The sequence below is a fragment of the Tepidiforma bonchosmolovskayae genome (assembly GCF_008838325.1).
In the GTDB taxonomy this organism is placed as follows: Bacteria; Chloroflexota; Dehalococcoidia; order Tepidiformales; family Tepidiformaceae; genus Tepidiforma; species Tepidiforma bonchosmolovskayae.
Genome location: NZ_CP042829.1, coordinates 2306333 through 2326789, shown reverse-complemented (window position 1 = coordinate 2326789; position 20457 = coordinate 2306333). Strand labels below are relative to the sequence as shown.

At 67.4% G+C, this 20457-nt stretch carries 20 protein-coding genes and 2 tRNA genes; 16 read left to right on the top strand and 6 right to left on the bottom strand.

Features of this window, described 5'->3' with window-relative positions:
- Nucleotides 1-17: 17 nt before the first annotated feature.
- Complete coding sequence (locus Tbon_RS13970) at nt 18-164, bottom strand: hypothetical protein (RefSeq protein WP_192497951.1); 147 nt, start codon at nt 162-164, stop codon at nt 18-20.
- 196 nt (nt 165-360) lie between these two features.
- Between Tbon_RS13970 and Tbon_RS11630 the strand changes: the two genes are divergently transcribed.
- The 3 genes from Tbon_RS11630 (at nt 361) to Tbon_RS11620 (ending at nt 2122) form a co-directional block, all read left to right on the top strand.
- On the top strand, nt 361-1116 hold the full coding sequence (locus tag Tbon_RS11630; RefSeq protein ID WP_158067857.1) for a winged helix-turn-helix transcriptional regulator: 756 nt from the start codon (nt 361-363) through the stop codon (nt 1114-1116).
- A 45-nt stretch (nt 1117-1161) separates the two neighbouring features.
- Entirely contained in the window at nt 1162-1707 is a 546-nt protein-coding gene (locus tag Tbon_RS11625; RefSeq protein ID WP_158067856.1) for a hypothetical protein, read from the top strand.
- Between the two features lie 61 nt (nt 1708-1768).
- Nucleotides 1769-2122 (top strand): nuclear transport factor 2 family protein, encoded by a 354-nt coding sequence (locus Tbon_RS11620; RefSeq protein WP_158067855.1) that lies wholly within the window; start codon nt 1769-1771, stop codon nt 2120-2122.
- A gap of 31 nt (nt 2123-2153) precedes the next feature.
- Here Tbon_RS11620 and Tbon_RS11615 read toward each other — a convergent pair whose 3' ends face one another.
- Nucleotides 2154-3290, bottom strand: a complete 1137-nt coding sequence (locus Tbon_RS11615) for an epoxide hydrolase family protein (protein WP_158067854.1) — start codon at nt 3288-3290, stop codon at nt 2154-2156.
- Between the two features lie 77 nt (nt 3291-3367).
- Here Tbon_RS11615 and Tbon_RS11610 point away from each other — a divergent pair.
- Nucleotides 3368-3443: transfer RNA gene (locus Tbon_RS11610), tRNA-Phe, on the top strand.
- Between the two features lie 210 nt (nt 3444-3653).
- On the opposite strand, the gene Tbon_RS11605 is transcribed toward Tbon_RS11610, so the two are convergent.
- Nucleotides 3654-3728: transfer RNA gene (locus Tbon_RS11605), tRNA-Asn, on the bottom strand.
- A gap of 237 nt (nt 3729-3965) precedes the next feature.
- Here Tbon_RS11605 and Tbon_RS11600 point away from each other — a divergent pair.
- From Tbon_RS11600 to Tbon_RS11545, 12 genes are all read left to right on the top strand, one after another.
- Entirely contained in the window at nt 3966-5051 is a 1086-nt protein-coding gene (locus Tbon_RS11600) for a Gfo/Idh/MocA family protein (protein WP_158067853.1), read from the top strand.
- Between the two features lie 140 nt (nt 5052-5191).
- Nucleotides 5192-6454, top strand: coding sequence for a crotonyl-CoA carboxylase/reductase (gene ccrA, locus Tbon_RS11595; protein WP_158067852.1), 1263 nt, complete (start codon nt 5192-5194; stop codon nt 6452-6454).
- 200 nt (nt 6455-6654) lie between these two features.
- Nucleotides 6655-7827, top strand: a complete 1173-nt coding sequence (locus Tbon_RS11590) for an acyl-CoA dehydrogenase family protein (protein WP_098504286.1) — start codon at nt 6655-6657, stop codon at nt 7825-7827.
- A gap of 55 nt (nt 7828-7882) precedes the next feature.
- Nucleotides 7883-8362, top strand: coding sequence for a MaoC family dehydratase (locus Tbon_RS11585; protein ID WP_158067851.1), 480 nt, complete (start codon nt 7883-7885; stop codon nt 8360-8362).
- A gap of 13 nt (nt 8363-8375) precedes the next feature.
- On the top strand, nt 8376-8936 hold the full coding sequence (locus tag Tbon_RS11580) for a YdbT family protein (protein WP_158067850.1): 561 nt from the start codon (nt 8376-8378) through the stop codon (nt 8934-8936).
- A 56-nt stretch (nt 8937-8992) separates the two neighbouring features.
- Complete coding sequence (locus Tbon_RS11575) at nt 8993-9961, top strand: M23 family metallopeptidase (protein WP_158067849.1); 969 nt, start codon at nt 8993-8995, stop codon at nt 9959-9961.
- A gap of 86 nt (nt 9962-10047) precedes the next feature.
- Entirely contained in the window at nt 10048-11076 is a 1029-nt protein-coding gene (locus Tbon_RS11570; RefSeq protein ID WP_158067848.1) for a COX15/CtaA family protein, read from the top strand.
- On the top strand, nt 11073-11969 hold the full coding sequence (locus Tbon_RS11565) for a heme o synthase (protein WP_158067847.1): 897 nt from the start codon (nt 11073-11075) through the stop codon (nt 11967-11969). Before Tbon_RS11570 ends, Tbon_RS11565 begins: the two co-directional genes overlap by 4 nt.
- Before the next feature lie 269 nt (nt 11970-12238).
- Nucleotides 12239-13042 (top strand): cytochrome c oxidase subunit II, encoded by an 804-nt coding sequence (gene coxB, locus Tbon_RS11560; protein WP_158067846.1) that lies wholly within the window; start codon nt 12239-12241, stop codon nt 13040-13042.
- A 79-nt stretch (nt 13043-13121) separates the two neighbouring features.
- On the top strand, nt 13122-14732 hold the full coding sequence (gene ctaD / locus Tbon_RS11555; RefSeq protein ID WP_158067845.1) for a cytochrome c oxidase subunit I: 1611 nt from the start codon (nt 13122-13124) through the stop codon (nt 14730-14732).
- Between the two features lie 57 nt (nt 14733-14789).
- Nucleotides 14790-15401, top strand: a complete 612-nt coding sequence (locus tag Tbon_RS11550; RefSeq protein WP_158067844.1) for a cytochrome c oxidase subunit 3 — start codon at nt 14790-14792, stop codon at nt 15399-15401.
- Between the two features lie 38 nt (nt 15402-15439).
- Entirely contained in the window at nt 15440-16513 is a 1074-nt protein-coding gene (locus tag Tbon_RS11545; protein ID WP_158067843.1) for a cupredoxin domain-containing protein, read from the top strand.
- 113 nt (nt 16514-16626) lie between these two features.
- Here Tbon_RS11545 and Tbon_RS11540 read toward each other — a convergent pair whose 3' ends face one another.
- The 3 genes from Tbon_RS11540 to hflX are packed head-to-tail and all read right to left on the bottom strand — an operon-like array spanning nt 16627 to nt 20439.
- Nucleotides 16627-17928, bottom strand: a complete 1302-nt coding sequence (locus tag Tbon_RS11540) for a CaiB/BaiF CoA transferase family protein (RefSeq protein WP_192497950.1) — start codon at nt 17926-17928, stop codon at nt 16627-16629.
- A gap of 2 nt (nt 17929-17930) precedes the next feature.
- Complete coding sequence (locus Tbon_RS11535) at nt 17931-19214, bottom strand: CaiB/BaiF CoA transferase family protein (RefSeq protein ID WP_158067841.1); 1284 nt, start codon at nt 19212-19214, stop codon at nt 17931-17933.
- Between the two features lie 31 nt (nt 19215-19245).
- The gene (gene hflX, locus Tbon_RS11530) at nt 19246-20439 is read right to left on the bottom strand and encodes a GTPase HflX (RefSeq protein ID WP_158067840.1); all 1194 of its coding nucleotides are present in this window, start codon (nt 20437-20439) and stop codon (nt 19246-19248) included.
- Between the last annotated feature and the right edge of the window lie 18 nt (nt 20440-20457).

Genomic DNA, 20457 nt, shown 5'->3' with positions numbered 1-20457 from the left:
GCGCCGCCGGCCCCAGGTCAGGGGTCGCGGGTGTCGCGCGCCTTTTCGCGGAGGCGCTTCAGGCGCTCCTCTTCGAAATCCACGATAGGGCGCACGATGGCGAGCCGGCGCCGGCGCTCGTGAAGTTCGTCGTCGTAGGTGTGGATGCGCTGTGCCTGTCCCATATCGAAAGATTCGGCCGGCCCGGGCGGGCGCAACAATTCGGGATTCGCCCGATTTTGCGGGCGGCGCGCGGGCGCCGGCGACATCAGGGAGACCGGCGACAAAAATAGGGTCTTTACCTCTTGACAAACGTGGATATAATCCCACGCACCGGCCCGGGGCCTGCCCCGGTGGAGATTCGGGAACGTACAGGTAACGATGGACGGCAGCCTTTCTCCCCGCTTCCTCAGCTGCCTGCTGGTTGCTCCGGGCGCCATGGAGACCCGCCACTTTGTCCGTGCGCTGCACAGCGGCGGACTGGCGGTGCTCGAGCGGGAGCCCGGCGAAGCAGCGCTGCGGATGGCGGAGTCGGGGGAATTCGACCTGGTCTGCCGCGCGATCGATTGCGACGGAGTTTCCGGGCTGGTTGATGTCGCGCGGCTGGCAGCGTGCGGGAGGCCGGTGGTCGCGGTATTCGATGCAGCGCTCCCGGAGCTGGTCGCCGAGGCATTTACGGCCGGGGCCGAGGCCTGCCTGGAGCTAGGGGCAGACCCGCGGGTGGTGGTCGCGCAGGTGCGCGCCGTGCTGCGGCGGGCCGGGGCGTATGATGCGGCCAGCGGCGCGAATAGCGGCGTCCTTCAGGTCGGCGACCTTGTGGTCGATGTTGATCGATGCGAGGTGCAGCGCGGGGGGATGGTGGTACCACTCACCGCGGCGGAATTCCGGATCGTGGAGTACATGGCCCGCAACAGCGGGCGGGTGCTCAAGCCGCACGAAATCCTGAACGCCGTCTCGGATGATTACCGCTATCTTCCGCGGGAAGCACAGGACGTGTTTAAGGTCTACGTCCGCCGGATCAGGCGGAAGCTCGAGCCGGACGAGCAGGCCCCGCGGTACCTGGTGACGGTGCGGGGGTTCGGATATCGGCTCGAGGGCGGTCGGGAGCGAACGATGCTCCCGGCCCGGCAGGCCTGAGGCACTCCCGCGGCTCCCGGGCGCGTACCTCCCGGGAAGGTTGACGTGGGAGAGCACGACAGCGAGCCTGAGGATGTGATCCTGGAGCGATTGCAGGAAGCTGCGTCGGGGGATGCGACGGTGCGCCAGCTGCGGCGGCGGTACGACCTGTTGCGCCAGGACTACGAGCGGCTCCTCGACCGGCTGGCAGAACTCGAGGACCGGCTCGCGGAAGCGACGCGTGCCCAGGCAGGCAGCTCACCGTCGTCGGTGGCAGGGGCGCTTTCTGAGGCGATTGCGGCGCCGCTCCTGCAGCTGCGCCAGGAGTACCTCGCGGCGGCGGCGAGCATCGCGCAGGTTGTGGCCGGGCTCGAGGGGCTCGCCGGAGGGCTGAAAGGTCAGAAGAGCGCGCGGCCCCCGGCCGAGCCGCCGCCGGCCGGGCAGGCGGACTCCGAGCTGCGCGGGCGCCGGCTGCAGGTTGACGTGCGGGGGAAGGGGTTCGGCGAGCTGCTCGACTTCCAGGAGCGGCTGGCCAACCTGGAAGGCGTGGCGCGGGTGTCCATCAACGCAATCGACAACGAGCGGGCGACCCTCATCGTCGAACTGGAGTGACCCCAGGGGCGGACGCCGGGGTACACTCCGCGGGGCCGCACCTGCCCCCGATGGAGGACCGATGGACATCGCACAGTACAACGCCGACTGGCTGAGGGCCTGGACGGAGAAGGACGTCCTCCGGCTGCTGGAGTTCTACCACCCGGAGGTCGAGTACCGGGACGGCCAGGTGCCGCAGGGCGTAAAGGGGCACGCGGCGCTGAAGGCGTACCTCGAGGGGCTGTTCGCCGCGACGCCGCCAATGACCTACATCCCGGACGAGGTCTGGCCGATCCCGGGGGGTTACTGCGGCCGCTGGTACTGCACGGTGACACTCCCGGACGGCTCCGCGCGGAGGCTGCGGGGGTTTGACCTTGTGCTGCTCGAGGGCGACCGCATCACTTTCAATGAGGTGTATACGCACACGCTGCCGTAGCCGGCGGCCCGGGTGACGCCGGCCCGGGGCGTCACCGGGCGCGGAGCGGACGGAAGAAGGCGATGATGTCGCTGGCGAGGAGGGCCGGCTGTTCGAGGGCTGCGAAGTGGCCGCCCCGGGGCATTTCGGTCCAGTGGACGATGTTGAAGCGCTGCTCTGCCCAGTGGCGGGGCACCCGCCACGGCTCGCGCGGGAAGACGGCCACGCCGGTGGGCACTTCGACCCGCGGGTAGACGAAGCCGGCGGGGTCGCGGCGCGCCTCGTAATAGATGCGGGCCGACGAGGCGACACTGTTCGGCGCCCAGTAGAACATGAGGTTCGTCAGCAACACATCTTTTGAGAACGTCTCTTCGATGTTGCTGCCGACGTCGCCCCAGGTGTGGAACTTTTCGACGACCCAGGCGGCGAGCCCGGCAGGGGAATCGGACTGGGCGAGTGTGAGGGAATCGGGCTTGGTCCCCTGGGTGAGGGAGTAGCCTGTTTCGTTCGCCTGGAAAGCATCGCGGGCGGCGATGTATTTGCGGTCTTCCTCGGTCGGGTTCGGCGGGGGCTGGACGAAGAGGAAGTTCAGGTGGGCGCCGATGACGCTCTCGGGATAGGCGGACGCCATTTTGGCGGAGATGATGCCGCCCCAGTCGCCGCCCTGGACGCCGTAGCGCCGGTAGCCGAGCTCGCGGGTCATGAGGGTGTGAAAGGCGGCGGCAATGCGGGAGATGCCCCAGCCGCGCTCGCGCGGTTTGCCGCCGAACCCGAAGCCGGGGAGCGCAGGGATGACGAGGTCGAAGGCATCGGCGGCGGAGTTGCCGTGGGCTTCGGGGTGCACGAGCCGGTCGATGATGAAATTGAACTCGAAGATGGAGCCGGGCCAGCCGTGAACCAGGAGGAGGGGGATGGCGGATGGGTTTCCGCTCGTGATGTGCCAAAAGTGCAGGTCGACGCCATCGACCTCTGCGAGGAAGCCGGGATAGCGGTTGAGGTGGCTTTCGTGGAGGCGCCAGTCGTAGCCGTTGGCCCAGTAGTCGCAGAGTTCGCGGATGTAGGCGAGGTTGGCGCCGTAGTCCCAGCCGGCGTCGGGAAGCTGCTCCGGCCAGCGGGTCCGGGCGAGCCGTTCGCGGAGGTCGGCGAGGACCTCACCAGGGACGCTGATGGTGAAGGGGCGGATGCTCATGGCCGGGAATGATACTGCCGGGGCGTGAGCCGCGCCTTGACCGGCGGGCGGGCGTGAACCTAGCATGAAGCGACGGCGCTGAGGTAGCTCAGTTGGTAGAGCACGGCACTGAAAATGCCGGTGTCCTCGGTTCGATCCCGAGCCTCAGCACCAGGCATGAGAATGGACAGGCCCGGCGAAATCGCCGGGCCTGTGCGCTTGCCGGGGTCTGTGACGGGCCGGGTGCTCCAGCCCCCGCATCCCGGGCGCAGAGCGGCACCACCGAAGCGGTATCTACCGGGAATGGCGCCTGGGGAGTTGCGGATGAGGAGCGGTTCGATTCGCCAGCGGGGGAAGAACGGGCGCGCTGACCCGGCGCAGGGGTGGCTCCCCGGCGAGGATTCGAACCTCGAACCTAGCGGTTAACAGCCGCGCGCTCTACCGTTGAGCTACCGGGGAACATCCTGAGTTTCGGATCGCGGGGCGAGACGCGCAACCGGGTGCAGCCCTGAAACGCGGCGCACACGTGGCACCGGAGCGTGGCAAACGGCCACCGGCGGGAAGTCACTTGCGCCCCCAGGTGGATCCTCCCGCCGGCGGCCGCGGCAGTAGCTTGCCGGGGACGGCCGGCGTCCTTCACCGGAATTCCGCAAGTCACCCGTAAAATGCCGGAAAAACCGTGAAGGCGGTCTTCGCTTGCCAGTTCCAGTCGTCGGGCTCATCGGCTGCGGCCATATTGGCCGCTTTCATTCGCGCAATTTGCGGGGTGCCATCCGCTCGGGCGTCGTCGAGGCACGGTACGTCGCAGTCTGCGACCGCGACCGCGCGCGTGCGGAGGCGTTTGCGGGCATCGTCGGTGCGGAGCTGGTCACCGACAACGCGCCGGAGCTGCTGGACTATCCCGGGTTGACCGCTGTGTACATCTGCACGGAGACGGCCGAACACCCGGCGCTGGTCGCGGAGGCGGCCCGGCGGGGACTCGACGTTTTCTGCGAGAAGCCGCTCGCGCGGACGCTGCCGGAGGTGGAGGCGATGGTGGAGGCGGTCGAGGGCGCGGGAGTCGTTAACCAGGTGGGGCTGGTGCTGCGGTACTCCCCGGTGCTGACCGTGCTGGCCGACCTGATGCGCGACCCCGGGCTCGGGCCGTTCCTGACGGCCCACCTGCGGGATGACCAGTTCTTCCCGGTCCGCGGGCATTACAACAGCAGCTGGCGGGGCAGCTTCGACCGCGCCGGCGGCGGGACGCTCATTGAGCATTCGATTCACGACGTGGACGTGTTCCGCTGGCTGTTCGGCGAAATTTCGGCGGTGCGATGCCACACACGGGAGGTGACGCCGGGGCACCCGGGGGTCGAGGACGTGGCGCTGGTGACATTCCAGCACGCCGGCGGACACCAGACGACGCTGACATCGGTGTGGCACGGACTCGACGACCGTCCCTCGACGCGGTTCCTGGAGGTGTTCTTCGAGGGCGGGTACTTCGCGACTGAGCACGACTTCGTCGGCCCGATCCGCGTGCAGGGGCGCAGCGGGCCGGTGCGCGAACTGAGCGCCGACGAGGTGTTCGAGCGGTATGTCGCGCTGGCCGGTCTGAACGAGGCGGAGGCGCCGCTCGCCCGGGCGGGGATGATGGAAGACGTCGCGTTTCTGCAGTGCGCGGCGGCGCGGCGGCCCGCGTTTCCCGACTTCCGAACGGCGCTGGCCGCCCACCGGGTGGTCGATGCGTGCTACCGGAGCGCCCGGGAGGGCAGAGAGGTGCGGCTGGATTCGCCGGGGCGCTGAGGCATACGCAGCGCCTATGGCTCGCGGCCGAAGCCCGTTTACGCGCCAATAGCGATCCGATAGTATTGGCGCGTTCGGCCCGTGGACCGGTGCCAGACCCGCGAAGGGACGGGCCGGGAGCCCGCCCGAGGAGCATGGAGATGACGACCGAAACCCTTAAGGACCTCTACGAAATCGGCGAGATGCCCCCGCTCGGCCATGTGCCGAAGAAGATGTACGCGCAGGTTATCCGGCAGTCGCGCTTCGGCCAGCCGACCCAGGCGTTCCAAGTCGAGGTGATCGACGTGCCCGAGATCGGGCCGGACGACGTGCTGGTGTACGTGATGGCCGCGGGCGTGAACTACAACAACGTCTGGGCAGGCCTCGGCGTTCCGGTCGACGTGATTGCAGCCCGGCAGAAGGAAGGCCAGCCGTGGGACCACCACATCGGCGGCTCGGATGCTTCCGGCATCATCTGGAAGGTCGGGTCGAACGTCACGAACTGGAAGGTTGGCGACGAGGTCGTGATCCACTGCGGCACGTGGGACGTGCACGCGCCCGAGATCAAGGCCGGGCTCGACCCGATGTACCACCCGAGCTATCGCATTTGGGGGTACGAGACGACGTGGGGTTCGTTCGCGCAGTTCACGAAGGTGCAGGCGCACCAGTGCATGCCGAAGGCACCGCACCTCACCTGGGAAGAGGCAGCTGCGCCGACGCTGGTTGGGGCGACGGCCTACCGGATGCTCTTCGGCTGGCCGCCGCACACGGTGCAGGAAGGGGATGTGGTTCTGGTGTGGGGCGGGGCCGGCGGCCTCGGTTCGATGGCGATCCAGCTGGCCGCGCAGGTCGGCGCAAAGCCGATCGCAGTGGTGTCGAGCGAGTCGAAGTACGACTTCTGCAAGCGGCTCGGGGCCGTGGGCTGCATCAACCGGAAGGCGTTCGACCATTGGGGCCGGCTGCCCGACTGGACGGACAACGAATCGATGGCGAAGTTCACGGCGGGCGCGCGGGCCTTCGGCAAGGCGATCTGGGACATCCTCGGTGAGCGGAAGAACCCGCGCATCGTCTTCGAGCACCCCGGGCAGGACACCGTGCCGACCTCCATCTTCGTGTGCGACACGGGCGGGATGGTGGTGATCTGCGCGGGCACGACCGGCTACAACGCCGACGTCGACCTGCGCTACCTGTGGATGCGGCAGAAGCGGCTCCAGGGCTCGCACTTTGCGAATGACGAGCAGGCCTACGCGTTCAACGACCTGGTAGTGGCCGGGAAAATCGACCCGTGCCTCTCGCGCGTGTTCAAGTTCGAAGAGACAGGGCTGTGCCACCAGCTGATGTACGAGAACCGGCACCCGGACGGGAACATGGCGATCCTCGTCGGCGCGCCGCGTGAAGGGCTGAAGACGCTCAAAGGGGCCTGACACCGGGCTCTGCTGTCCGGCACGGAGGGGCCCGGCCGCTTTCGGCCGGGCCTTTGTGCCGGCCCCGGCGCCGCCTGGAAGGCCGGCCCGCGACCCCGACGATTGACCGGCCCGCAGGTGGCCGGGGGTGTGCGCGCGCATCGTCACAAGGCGACCGGTGGGGGATACTTCGGACGCACGAATTCAAACAGGACTGTCGCATGGCCAGGGATTACGCAGCTGATATCACAGACCCGGTGGCGCGGGAGATCGTCACCAACGTCGGCGTCTGGGTGGACCGGGAGGTGAAGCCGGTCGCCAGCCAGTACGAGCACGCGGACGAGTTCCCGGAGCCGCTTGTGAAGGGCATGGCGGACATGGGGCTCTTCGGGATCAAGATCCCGGAGAAGTACGGCGGACTGGACCTGAGCTTTGAGTGCTACGCGGGCGTGTGCATCGAGCTTGCACGGGGATGGATGAGCCTGGCGGGCATCATCAACACCCACGTGCTGGTGGGCTATGCCATCAGCGAATACGGCACCGAAGAGCAGAAGCAGAAGTACCTGCCGAAGATGGTGGCGCCCGACATCCGGTGCGCGCTCAGCATCACCGAGCCGGACGCGGGTTCGGACGCGGCGGCGATCAAGACGACCGCGCGCCGGGACGGCGACGACTACATCATCAACGGCCAGAAGATGTGGGTGACGAACGGCCAGCGCGCGGGCGTCTACCTCGTCCTGACGAAGACCGACCCGGACGCGCAGCCGCGGCACCGCGGCATCACCGCCTTCCTGGTGGATGCGGGCACGCCCGGCTTTACGCCGGGGCGGAAGCTGGAGAAGCTCGGCTACAAGGGCGTGGAGACGACGGAGCTGACGTTCGACGACGCGCGAGTGCCGGCGACGCAGGTGCTCGGCGGCAAGGAAGGCCAGGGGTTCCAGCACGTGATGAGCGCGCTCGAGGTTGGGCGCATCAACGTTGCGGCCCGCGGCGTCGGGGTAGCGCAGGCAGCCTTCGACGAGGCGATCCGGTATGCGCAGAAGCGGGAGGCGTTCGGCAAACCGATCTTCGAGCACCAGGCGCAGCAGCTCCGGCTGGCCGAGATGATTACGAAGATCCGGGCTGCGCGGCTCCTGACGCTGGATGCCGCGCGGAAGAAGGACTCGGGTGCGCGGAGCGACCTCGACGCGGGAATGGCGAAGCTGTTCGCCACGGAGATCGCGCAGGAGTGCGTACTCGATGCCATGCGGATCCACGGCGGCGTGGGCTACAGCAAGGAGCTTCCGCTGGAGCGGTTCTACCGCGACGCGCCGCTGATGGTGATCGCCGAGGGGACGAGCGATATCCAGAAGATCGTGATCGCCCGGAACATCGTGAAGGAGTACCCGGTCTAGCCGTCCGGCAGGCCGGGAGCACATCGATTCCGAGCACCATGGGGGAGCGCACGAGATGACTGTCTACGATGGCCGGGACAAGTTCGGCCGCTACTACGAGGACTTCGAAGTCGGCGACGTGTACAAGCACTGGCCCGGCAAGACCATCACGGAGGCGATGGACCACCTCTTCTGCGACATCACGATGAACCACCACCCGCTGCACAGCGACCGGTGGTACGCGGAGGAGGAGACGCATTTCAAGCAGAACGTCGTGGTGGGCAACCTCGTCTACTCGCTGGTGCTGGGGATGAGCGTGCCGGACGTCTCGGGCAAGGCGATCGCGAACCTCGAAATCGAGAGCCTGAAGCACCTGAAGCCGACCTTCCACGGCGACACGATCCGGGCCGAGACGACGGTGCTGGACAAAAAGGAGACCTCCGACGGGACGCGCGGGATCGTGACGGTGGAGACACGGGGGTTCAACCAGCGGGGCGAAGAGGTGTGCTACTTCCGCCGGAAGGTGATGGTTCCGAAGCGCCCGGCGGGGGGGTAGGATGTCGGGCGGCATGGCCGCCCAACCGAACCCGAAGAAGCTCCCGTTCACGCTGCAGCCGGGCGAGCAGGTGCTCGCCTTTGTCCGGCGGCACTGGCTGTACTTCTCGCTCAAGATAGCCGGGGTCGTGCTGGCCGGGCTGGGGGGCACCGCACTGGGCATTGCCGCCGTTGTCATGACCTTCGGCTTCGATGGCCCGCCGGGGGTAATTGCCGGCGCGGTCATCGCTGCATGGGCGGTCTACTGGGCAGTGCGCGCCTACTTCACGTGGTACCGGTACCAGAACGATATCTGGGTGGTGACGAACCAGCGGCTGGTCGATTCGCTCAAACGGCACTGGTTCCACCACCAGATGGCCTCGACGGACCTGGTCGACGTCGAAGACCTCCGGGTGGAGCGCCACGGCCTGCTGGAGACCGTGTTCGACTTCGGCGACGTGCAGTGCCAGACGGCCGGAGTTGTGCAGAACTTCGTCCTCTCGGGGGTCCCGAAGCCGGCGCGGCTGCTGGCGGTGGTGGACGGGGCGCGGGATGCGGCGCGGCGCTCGCTCGGGCCGACGGATACGGTCCGCTGACACGCCGGTTACCGCTCCGTGATGACGCCGGGCGGCGGGACAGGTAGCCTCTCGTCATGGCAACCCGACGGCGGGTCCTCGCAGCGCTGGGGATCGGGCTGGCGCTGCCGCTGCCGGCCATAGCCCGGCTTGCGCGCGGCGAGCGGACGCCCGGCATCGCCGCCGAACGGCAGTCGGGACTGCCGCATCGTGTTGTGCTGCCCCTGGTGGGCACCGATGGACCCCGTCCGGAGGTGCGGCTCTCCTTTCGAACGCCGTACCAGGGCGGGGCGATCTACGTGGAGGTCCGGCATGGGGTTTCCGGGAGCGTGCGGCTCTTCGGGCGAACATCGCCCCTGAGCCCGGGGCCGGCCGGCGTCGAGGGGTTCGTGGGCATTGCCGTCCTGGACCCGCCGGGACCGGCCACGCTCGAGGTCACTGCGACCGACGTGGCCGGCGGGACCTTCCGGTTCGCCGAACCGATCACCGTGCGGGCAACGCAGTGGACCTCCGACGACATCTGGCTGCCGCCGCCGGATCCGAACGCACCGCCGCCGAAGGAGCCGCCCCTGGAGCCGGAGCAGCCGCGGCTGGATGCGCTGTACGCCGCGGTAACCCCGAGACAGTGGACCCTGCCGTTCATCATTCCCATCGAACTCGGCGGGGACGTTTGGGTCAGCGGGTACTTCGGGGAGCAGCGGTCGTTCAACGGCGGGCCGCGTACGGGGCATCATGGCGGGACGGACATCGCCGCGCCGGCGGGCACGCCGGTCCGTTCGACAAACCACGGCACGGTCGTGATGTCGGAGCTGACGCTGGTGCGGGGCAACCTGGTGGTGGTGGACCACGGCGGCGGGATCCTGTCGTGCTACGGGCATCTTTCGGAGCGGACCGTTGCAGTTGGGCAGACGGTGCGGCGCGGGGAGGTCGTGGGGCGTGTGGGCTCGACAGGGCTTTCGAGCGGCCCCCACCTCCACTGGGAGCTGAGCGTGGCCGGGGTACTGGTCGACGGCCTGCGCTGGCTGGACGGAACCCAGGGATTCTAGGTTCGTCGGCTGGTTCGGAGGGGAACGGCGCGGCCGGCTCTACGTGGGCCGCACGCTTGCGGGACGGTGAGGCGGATGGCACGCTGATGGCGAGGGAAACGCAGGCGCGGGACCGCCTGCTGGAGCAGAGCCCGGGGGCCGGCAATGCCGCCAGAAAGGCACGATTGCAGGGCATGAATCTCGCGCAGCGCCTGGCAATTCTCACCGCGATCATGACCGTCGTCCTCATCGGCGTCGGGGCGTTCGTCCGGGCGACCGGCTCGGGGCTTGGATGCCCGGACTGGCCGCTCTGCCACGGGCAGCCCGTGCCGCCGGGCCACCAGGAGGCCTGGATCGAGTTCTCCCACCGGTTCGTGGCCTCGATCGTCGGGCTGCTGGTCATCGCCGTCGCAGCGGCGGCGTGGAAGTACTACCGGCACGTGCCTCTGATCGTGTGGGTGGCGACCGCCACGGTTCCGCTGGTCGGCTTCCAGGGGCTTCTCGGGGCGATCACGGTTGTCCGCGAGCTGCCGCCGGAGATTGTCGCCACGCACCTGGTGACGGCGATGGTCGTGCTGGCGTGCATCACGCTGGTCGCCGTCGCGATGTGGATGGAGGACGAGCGGCACCGGGAGACGGTTGGGCGGTTCCGGGAAGCCGCGCGGGTGCCGGGCGCCTGGGCGCTGGCGGGGCTCGGCTGGCTGGCAGTGACCTTCTGGATCGGCGGGTACATGGCCGAAAGCGGGGCGAGCACGGCCTGCTCGGGCTGGCCGCTCTGCAACGGCGGGGTGCTGCCGGGCGCCGACGACCAGGAGATTACCCATATGCTGCACCGGTACCTCGCAGGGGCGTTCGTTTTCTTCGTGGTGCCAGCCCTGGTAACGGCGTGGCGGCGACGGGACCAGCTCCCGTGGGCGCGCCCGTACGTTGCTGCGCTCGGCGGGCTGTACGCGATGCAGGTGCTGGTCGGCGCGCTGAACGTCTGGTACACCTTCCCGGACCCGCTGACGGTTGCCCACACAGCGATTGCAGCGTGCATTTGGGGGGTGCTTGCGGCCGGGGCTGCGCTGGGCTTCTACCAGCCTTACCGGGCAGCGGCTGCGCGGCCGCTGCCGCGGGCTGAGGCGCCGGCATGACGGCTGAGCTGGTGTTCCCGGCACGGGCATCGCTGACGACAACGGTCCGCAACTACATCACGCTGACCAAGCCGCGCGTGATCTCGCTGCTGCTGGTGACGACGGTGCCGGCGATGGTGGTGGCTGCCGGGGGCTGGCCGGGGACGTGGCTGGTGCTTGCGACGCTGATTGGCGGTGCGACGTCAGCGGCGGGAGCGAACGTCATCAACTGCTGGTACGACCGGGACATCGACGCCATCATGCGGCGGACGCGGGAGCGTCCCACCGTAACGGGGGCCATCCCGCCCGGGCATGCGCTCGCCTTCGGCATCGCGCTCGGCGCGGGGGCGTTCTTTTTCCTGTGGGCAACTACGACGTTCGCGGCGGCGGTGCTGGCGCTGACAGCACTGCTGTTTTACGTCTTCGTGTACACCATCTGGCTGAAGCGGCGGACGCCGCAGAACATCGTCATCGGCGGGGCAGCCGGGGCGTTTCCGCCGGTTGTCGGCTGGGCAGCGGTGACGGGCGATGCTCCGCTGGCAGCCTGGGTGATGTTCGCCATCGTGTTCTTCTGGACGCCGCCGCACTTCTGGGCGCTCTCCCTCCGGCTCGAAGGCGACTATTCGCGGGCGGGCGTCCCTATGCTGCCGGTGACGGACGGTCCGGAGCGGACGCGGGTCGAGATCTTCCGGTACGCCGTGCTGCTGATCCCGGTGACGCTGCTCCTGGCCCCGGCTGCCGGGCTCGGGTGGGTTTACGCGTCGGCGGCGGCCGTCCTGGGGGGGTGGTTCGCCTGGGTCACGTGGCGGTTGTGGCGGCGCCCGGCATCGATTGCGCCAATTCGGGTCTACAAGATTTCGATGCTCTACCTCGCACTGCTGTTCGTGGCGATGGGGGTCGACGCGGCCCTCTAGCGACCCTTCGGGGGCTGCAGCGAACGGTCCTGGGGCCCGGGCGAGGCTGTGCGAGGGGGTGCGTTTGCGTGCCGCGCACGTTTCCGAATGCGATTCGCGACAGGCTGACAATGGCCGTTCGGTCTATCCTCGGGGGCCGCATTTCAGTTCCTTGACAGGGCAGGGGGCCGGGTCTATAACCAGTTTGCGACGCCGTTCACAACCGAAACCCCGGCGCGGAGTGTGCCCGCGCGGGTGAATGCGACGGGTCGGGAGGGGGAGCCAGGAGCATGCCGTCAACCGGGAAACTGCGAGTCATTCGCCGCACCAGCCTGATCGTCAGCGCAGCGCTCCTGGCCATCGCAACGATTAGCCCCGCCCTTGCCGGATGGGGGATGCCCACCCCGATTACCGACCAGGCGCAGCGCATCCAGGACCTGTGGGTTTTCACGCTGATCATCGCCGTGGCCGTGTTCTTCGGCGTCGAAGGCGCGCTGCTATACGCCATCATTCGCTTCCGGAAGAAGAGCGACGAACTTCCGAAGCAGACGCACGGCAGCATGGCGCTGGAGATTGTGTGGACGTCGATCCCGGTGCTCATCGTCATCGCGCTGTTCTCGTATTCGTTCATCGTGCTGCGCGACGTGGAGAAGAAGGCATCGGATGATGCGCTTACTATCGATGTGACCGGATTCCAGTTTTCCTGGGAGTTCGTGTACAACCTCAACGACCTCGGGAAGAGCACCCAACCGAACGCGGAGGGGCAGTTCTCCATCATCGGCACCGCCGCAAACGAGCCGACGTTTGTCATCCCCGTTGGCGAACCCGTGGAATTCCGGCTCAAGTCCAACGACGTGATTCACTCGTTCTATCTTCCGAACTTCCACTACAAGCTGGACGTGATACCCGGGCGGGATAACCGGTTCGTGATCACGGCCAAGGAGACAGGCGAGTTTACCGGGCAGTGCGCGGAGCTCTGCGGACTCAATCATGCGCTGATGCGGTTCCACGTGCGGGTGGTGGATCGCAACGAATTCGACAAGTGGGTAGCGGAACAGGCGGCTGCGAACGGGCTGTCGGTCCGCCAGCCGTGAGGCAGATGACGTACGTTCGGCGCCGGGACGAGGCCCGGCGGATAGACATCGAGAAGGCCAAAGGAGCCCGGGAGGAAGCATGACCAGCATCGCAATCCCACGACCGGCGTATGCCGAACGGCCCTGGATCCTCGACTGGTTGACGACGGTCGACCACAAGAAGCTGGGGATCCTCTACCTCTACACGACGATGTTCTTCTTCGCCGTGGGCGGCATCCTCGCCCTGCTGGTGCGGACGCAGCTGGCGGTGGCGGACAACACGTTCGTGAACAACGACGCGTACAACCAGATCTTCACGATGCACGCGTCGGCGATGCTCTTCCTGTTCATCATCCCGGTGTGGGCGGGCTTCGGGAACTACATCGTCCCGCTGCAGATCGGCGCCGCGGACATGGCGTTTCCGCGCATCAACGCCCTCTCGTTCTGGCTGATTCCGCCGGCCGGGCTTCTGATGTTCTCCGGCTTCCTCTTCGGCGGCGCTTCGGATGTGGGCTGGACGGCGTACAGCCCGCTCGCACGGGGCACCGGCGTGGGGCTCGACCTCTGGATTATCGCGGTCATCATCCTCGGCGTGTCGTCGACCATCGGCGCAGCGAACTTCATGGTGACGATGTTCCGGATGCGCGCGCCGGGGATGACGATGTTCCGGATGCCGATCTTCTGCTGGACGATGCTGGTCACCGCGGTGCTCCAGCTCCTGGCGACCCCAGTGCTGGCCTCGGGGCTGGCGATGCTGTACATCGACCGGAACTTCGGCGGTTCCTTCTTCGACCCGAACGGGGGCGGGAACGCGGTCCTCTGGCAGAACATCTTCTGGTTCTACTCGCACCCGGCCGTCTACATCATGATTCTCCCCGGCATGGGCATCATCTCGGAAATCCTGCCCGTGTTCGCGCGGAAGCCGCTGTTCGGCTACAAGGCGTTCGTCTTTGCGACGATGGGGATCGGCGGCCTGGGCTTTAGCGTGTGGGCGCACCACATGTTCACGACGGGCGCGGTGCTGAAGCCGTGGTTCGGGTTCATGACGTTCATGATCGGCGTGCCGACGGGCGTCAAGATGTTCAACTGGCTGGGCACGCTCTGGCGGGGCTCGATTACGTTCGAGGCGCCGATGCTGTTCGCGCTCGGCTTCCTGAGCATGTTCCTCATCGGGGGGATCAACGGGACGTTCTCAGCTGCGGTGCCGGTCGACTTCGCGATTCACGACACGTACTTCGTGGTCGCGCACATCCACTACGTGCTGTTCGGCGGGGCCGTCTTTGCGGTGTTCGCCGGGCTGTACTACTGGTTCCCGAAAATCTGGGGCAGGCGGCTCGATGAACGCCTGGCGCGGATCCACTTCGCGCTGCAGTTCATCGGGTTCAACCTCGCGTTCTTCCCAATGCACTTGCTCGGCCTGGACGGGATGCCGCGGCGGATTGCGACCTACTCGGCGAGCAGCGGGTGGGAGACGCTGAATCTGATTTCGACCATCGGCGCGTTCCTCATCGGCGTCGCCATGATTCCGTTCATCATCAACGTGGTGATGGCCTTCATGCGGCCGAAGGACCAGCCGAACGACCCGTGGCAGGGGAACACGCTGGAGTGGTGGACGAGCTCGCCGCCGCCCGTGCACAACTTCGATGACCTGCCGGAAGTGCACTCCGAGCGGCCGCTCTGGGATCTGCGCCACGGCAAGGCGGCCCATTAATCGGGGCCGAAGGTCCATCGCTCACACGGGCAAAGCAGGGGAGACTGGAGAGGTTCCATGGCAGCACACGCGGTCGCCACGCAGCAGAAGCAGGGCCTGAGCAATGGGATGCTCGGCTTCATCCTCTTCCTCGCGTCGGAGGTGATGTTCTTCGGCGGTCTGTTCGCCGCCTACTTCATCGCCCGGGCCGACGCCAGGGAGTGGCCGCCGGAGTACCTGCTGACGCCGGAGCAGGTGGCGGCCGGTGTCAAGCTCGAGGTGGAGTTCTGGCTGCCGTTCATCGCGACGATCCTGCTGGTCACGAGCTCAGTGACCATCCAGCTCGCGGTCTTCGCCATTCAGCGGGGGAACCGCTCGGGCCTGATCCGCTGGACGTTCGTCTCGATCGTGCTCGGCCTCGTGTTCCTCATCATGCAGATGTATGACTACAGCCAGCTCCATTTCGGGGTCGGCGACACGATTTACGGGACCACGTTCTACACGCTGACGGGCTTCCACGGGTTGCACGTCGCGGGCGGGATCATCTTCATGGGCATCATCCTGGCGCGCTCACTCGCCGGGCAGTTCACCGCAGCGAACCACGAAGCCGTCGAGGCGTGCTCGTTCTACTGGCACTTCGTCGACGTGGTGTGGCTTGCGCTGTTCACCACGCTGTACATCATTCCGTAAGCACCACAGGCGCGAAATCCAGGGGGAGAGAGCACCGAATGGACCACCAGGCGAACGCACACGGCGACCACCACGACGTCCACCTGCCGGACCCGAGCATCTGGCCGCTCGTCGTCGGGGTTGCCGCGCTCTTCCTCGGCGCCGCGCTGATCTACTGGTCGCGCGTTGATGACCAGACGTTTGCCGGTCCGCTCCTGGGTGCAGCGATCGTTTCGACGCTGATCGCCGTCTTCGGCTGGGCCTATGAAGACGGGCAGATGCGGAAGAAGGCGGCGATGGGCGGTCATGGCCAGGCCGCGCCGACGCGGTATACGCAGGTCGTGACCTTCGCGCTCGCCGAAGGCAAGCTGGAGCAGGCGCGGAAGTCCGGCATCATCCATGACCTCGAAAGCAGCGACAACCAGCTGCGCGACCTTGACGGGTTCCAGGACCTCCGGATCATCGTCTCGCCGGCGGCAACGGGGCCGTCGCAGGTGCTGGTCGAAACGACGTGGTCGGACCGGGAGGGCCTGGCGACCTATGAGGAGACGCGGCAGACGATGCTGGACATCATTGCCCGGCATACGGACGAGGTGGTCCCGGGCACGGTCCAGGTGTTCGACATGGAGGTCATCCGGGACACGAAGGACGTGACCTTCCGCTTCGGGACCGGTGCCGCGTTCACGGTCATCGCAGCGCTGATGCTGGGCGGGTTCATGGTCGGGGCCGGTCTCAACCTGTTTGCGAGCGAGTCCACAGGGAGCGGCGGCGGCGGCGCAGCCACACCGGCACCCGTCGGGGACCCCTTCCGGGTGGTCGCGACGGACAACAAGTTCGACAAGAAAGAGATTGTGGCCGGACCGAACGCGGAAATCACGATTACGCTGGTCAACCGGGGCCGCGCGAAGCACAACATTCACTTCCTCGACAAGAAGGGCGGGCAGACGCTGGCTCCCGGCGCCGAGGGCGCCATCATTGACGGCGGGATGGAGACCAAGGTCACATTCACGACTCCTGGTCCCGGAGACTACTACTTCCTCTGCGACCTCCACCCCGACCAGATGAACGGGACGTTCAAAGTGGTGGAGGGCGGCCCGACCGGGTCCGGCGGTGCGGCTTCAGGCGGCGGGTAGTGCAGCAGCCAGTCTGACGTCGGCTTGTGCGAGGCCACCGCAAGCGCGGTGGCCTTTCCCTTTTCGCGAGGGGAGGGGGGTGCCCCGGCCGCCCGGCCGAGCGGGCCGGGAGCCTACTCGAAGACGCCTTCGGCCATGAGGTTGACGAACTCCTCGTCGGAGAGGCCGACGACCTGCTTGAAGACGTACTCATTGTGCTCGCCGAGGAGCGGGGCAGGCCGGGTCAGTTCGGCGGGCGTCTTCGAGAGCTTGAAGGCGGGCGAGTCGTAGGTGCGAAGCCCCATCCGGGGGTGTTCGAGCTTCCAGTAGTGGCGGCGGTGGGCGAGCTGCGGGTCGGCGTGCATCTCTTCGGGGGACTGGACGATGCCGCACGGGACCCCGAACGACTGGAAGAGCTGGACGACTTCTTCCGTGGTGTACTTGCGGACGGGCGGGCCCTCGACGCCTTCTTCGACCTGGAGGGCGGACTCGCTGGGAAGCCGGGTGAAGTCCTCGAACCAGAAGGTGAGATGCCGGTCGATCTCCTTCTGCTCGTTGATGCGCTGCCAGCGGCGGCGCATGCGCTCCATGTCGCACCACTCCGGGCGGCCGAGCGCGGCTTTGAGCCCCTCCCAGTGCTTTTCGGTCTCGCAGGCGATTACGACCCAGCGGCCGTCGCGGCAGCGGTAGGCGTTGTGGGGGGCCGCCTCGAGGTCGTGGTTGCCCAGGCGGGTTTGCTCATGGCCGTTGACGGTCCAGTCGAGGATGGCCGTCCAGAGACCATGGATGGCGGCTTCGAACTGGGAAAAATCGATGTACTGGCCCTGTCCTGTCCGGCGCCGGTAGTCGAGCGCCGCGATGAGGGCGATGGCGGCGAAATGCGGGACGAGGAAGTCGGTGTAGGCGACGCCGGTGCCGATGGGCGGGCCATCCTCCCAGCCAGTGAAGTGGTTGAAGCCGGCGGCAGCCTGGAGGACGTGTCCGTAGCCTGCGTAGTGCGCCCACGGGCCGGTCTGTCCGTAGAGGGGCATGGAGATCATGATGACGTCGGGGCGGATTTGCCGGACCGATTCGTAGTCGAAGCCGAAGCGGGCCATGGTCCCGGGCGTGTACGACTCGGTGACGACGTCGCAGTGGGCGAGGAGGCGGCGAACGAGGTCTGGGCCCTTCGGGTGCTTGAAATTGACGGTGACGCCGAGCTTCGAGCTGTTGAAGTTCGCGAAGTAGCCGGAGCCGTCGAGGTCGGGGACATCATCGACAAAGGGACCGGCGCGGCGGAGGGTCTCGGGGTAGGTGGCGCTTTCAATGCGGATGACTTCGGCGCCGTGGTCGGCGAGGTATTTGGAGACAAGCGGGCCGACGCCGACCCAGGCAAAGTCGGCAACGCGGATGCCTTCAAACGGCTTCTTGAGCGGCGGAGGGGGTTGTTCGGGCACGGTCAGATCACCATCCTGAGGCGGAGCCGGCGGAGCTCCTGGGGTTCGAGCCCGAGGAGCCCGCAGTACACCTCTTCGTTATGTTCGCCGAGATGCGGGGCGCGGCCGCGCTGCTGCCATGGAGTGGCAGACAGGCGGAAGGGCGCGCCGGGGTAGGTGAACGACTGGCCGATGTCCTCGTGGGCGACGCGGACCCAGTAGTCGCGTGCTGCGAGCTGTTTGTTTTCGACAATCTCGCTGGGACTGAGGACGGGCGCCCATCCGGCACCCCGGCGCTGCGCCTCTTCGACGAGCTCTTCCTTCTTCCGGGTGCGGCAGAAGGCGGCCATGGTGGCTTCAACGTACTCCCGGTCTTCGTGAGAGAGCGGCTGCGGAGCGGTGAGGCGGGCGCGCCATTCCCGGGAATCGAGGCCGCGGGCTTCGCCATGCTCGGCGAGCCAGTCGATGATGGCGTTGGCGTTCGGCCCGATGAGCCCGCCCGCCTGCAGGGCTGCGACCCAGCCGTCGGCGGTCTCGAACAGGTAGCGGGCCGTGCGGACACCGGCAGAGTTCCGGTAAAGGCCGGGGCCCGAGGCGTTGACCCGGCGGATATCCCAGGTCTGCTGCGCATTGTCCATCGCGTTGGCGACGGCCTCCTGCATCGAGACATCGACATGCTGGCCGATGCCGCCGTTCACCCCGCGGGCGTACAGCGCGACGAGCGCGCCGACCATCGCCTGGACGTTGACCTGCGTGTAGGCCTGGGGGACGGTGGTGCGGACGGGGCCGCGTTCGGGGTCGCCGTTGAGGTACATGAGGCCGCCCATGGCGGCACCGACGATGTCGGTGGCGTGCCAGCGGGCGTAGGGGCCATCCTGCCCGAAGCCGGTGATGGAGACGAGGATGGCGGAGGGGTTGATGCGTTCGATCGTCGGGTAATCGAGCCCGAGGGCAGCAGCCTCGCCGGGCATGGTGGTCTCGATGATGATGTCGGAGATGGCAACGAGGCGGTGGAAGAGTTCGCGACCGGCCTCCAGCCTGAGCTGGAGGGTGATGGAGCGTTTCCCGGCGTTCATCGTCCACCAGAAGAGGCTGGTTTCGGTTCCGGCCTCGTTGCGGAAGAAGGGAGCATGCTGCCTGCCGGGGTCGCCGTCGCGCGGGGGCTCGACCTTGATGACGTCGGCGCCAAGTTCGGCAAGGAGCCGGGCGCCGAGCTGGCCCTTTTCGTCGGCAAGGTCGAGGACGCGGTAGCCGGCGAGCGGCCCGGAGGGATGCGGAAGCGGAACTGGGGGCCGTTCGGGGTTCATAGCCGAGTTCTACCGGGTGCTGCGCCGGCGTTCAAACGGCAGTGGAGAGCACGGCGGGGAGTTCGAGCTCGACGTTCTCAAAGCCGCTTTCGAGGCCTTCTTCGATGCGCTCGCGAAGGAGGTCGAGCCCCCAGCGCTTCGCCGCAGAGATGATGGCGACGTTGCGGGGCGGTGCCCCGGCCCCGAGGATGATCGCCCGGGCTTCGTCGTAGTCGGCGACGGGGCGGCCATCCTCGTGGCGGAGGAGGTCGACCTTGTTGAGGGCGAGGAGCTGCGGTTTGCGGTCGACGCCGAGTTCGCGCAGGGTGGCCTCGACGGTCTGGACGTGCTGGTAGGCGTTGGGGTGGGAGATATCGACGACGTGGAGGAGGAGGTCGGCGTCCTCGAGCTCTTCGAGCGTGGCGCGGAAGGCCGCGACCAGCTGGGTAGGGAGCTTCTGGATGAACCCGACGGTATCGGTCAGGAGGACGATTTCGCCGGAGGGGAGCGAAATGCGGCGAGTGACCGGGTCGAGCGTGGCGAAGAGCTTATCCTCGGCAAGGACGTCGGCGCCGCTGAGGGCGCGCATGAGGGTGGACTTGCCGGCGTTTGTGTAGCCGACGAGCGCGACGACGGGGACGTTGTTGCGCGCACGGCGACGCCGGTAGAGTTCGCGCTGGGTGCGGACCTCTTCGAGGTCGCGGCGGATCTTGGCGATGCGGTTGCGGATGAGGCGGCGGTCAGTCTCGATCTGGGTTTCGCCGGGGCCGCGGGTGCCGATGGCGCCTTCCATGCGTTCGAGGTGGGACCACTGGCCGGCGAGGCGAGGCAGCAGGTACTGGTGCTGGGCGAGTTCGACCTGCAGCCGGCCTTCGCGGGTCTGGGCCCGGGTCGCGAAGATGTCGAGGATGAGGGCGGTGCGGTCGATGACCTTGACGCCGAGCGCCTTTTCGAGGTTTCGCTGCTGCGAGGGCGAAAGTTCATCGTCGAAGATGACGACGTTCGCGCCGTGTTCGCGGATGGCCTCGACGATCTCCTGCACCTTGCCGCTGCCGATGTAGGTTGCGGGGTTGGGATGGTCGAGCCGCTGGGTGAAGCGGGCTACGACCTCGGCGCCGGCAGTCCGGGCGAGCTCGGCGAGCTCATTGAGCGATTCGTCGGCGGGCAGAAGGGCGCCGGGGACGTCGGCGGCGACGAGGATGGCGCGGTCGGGTGCGGGTGCAGTCTGGTGGAGCGCTCGTGGCATCTGCCTCTAGCGTACCGC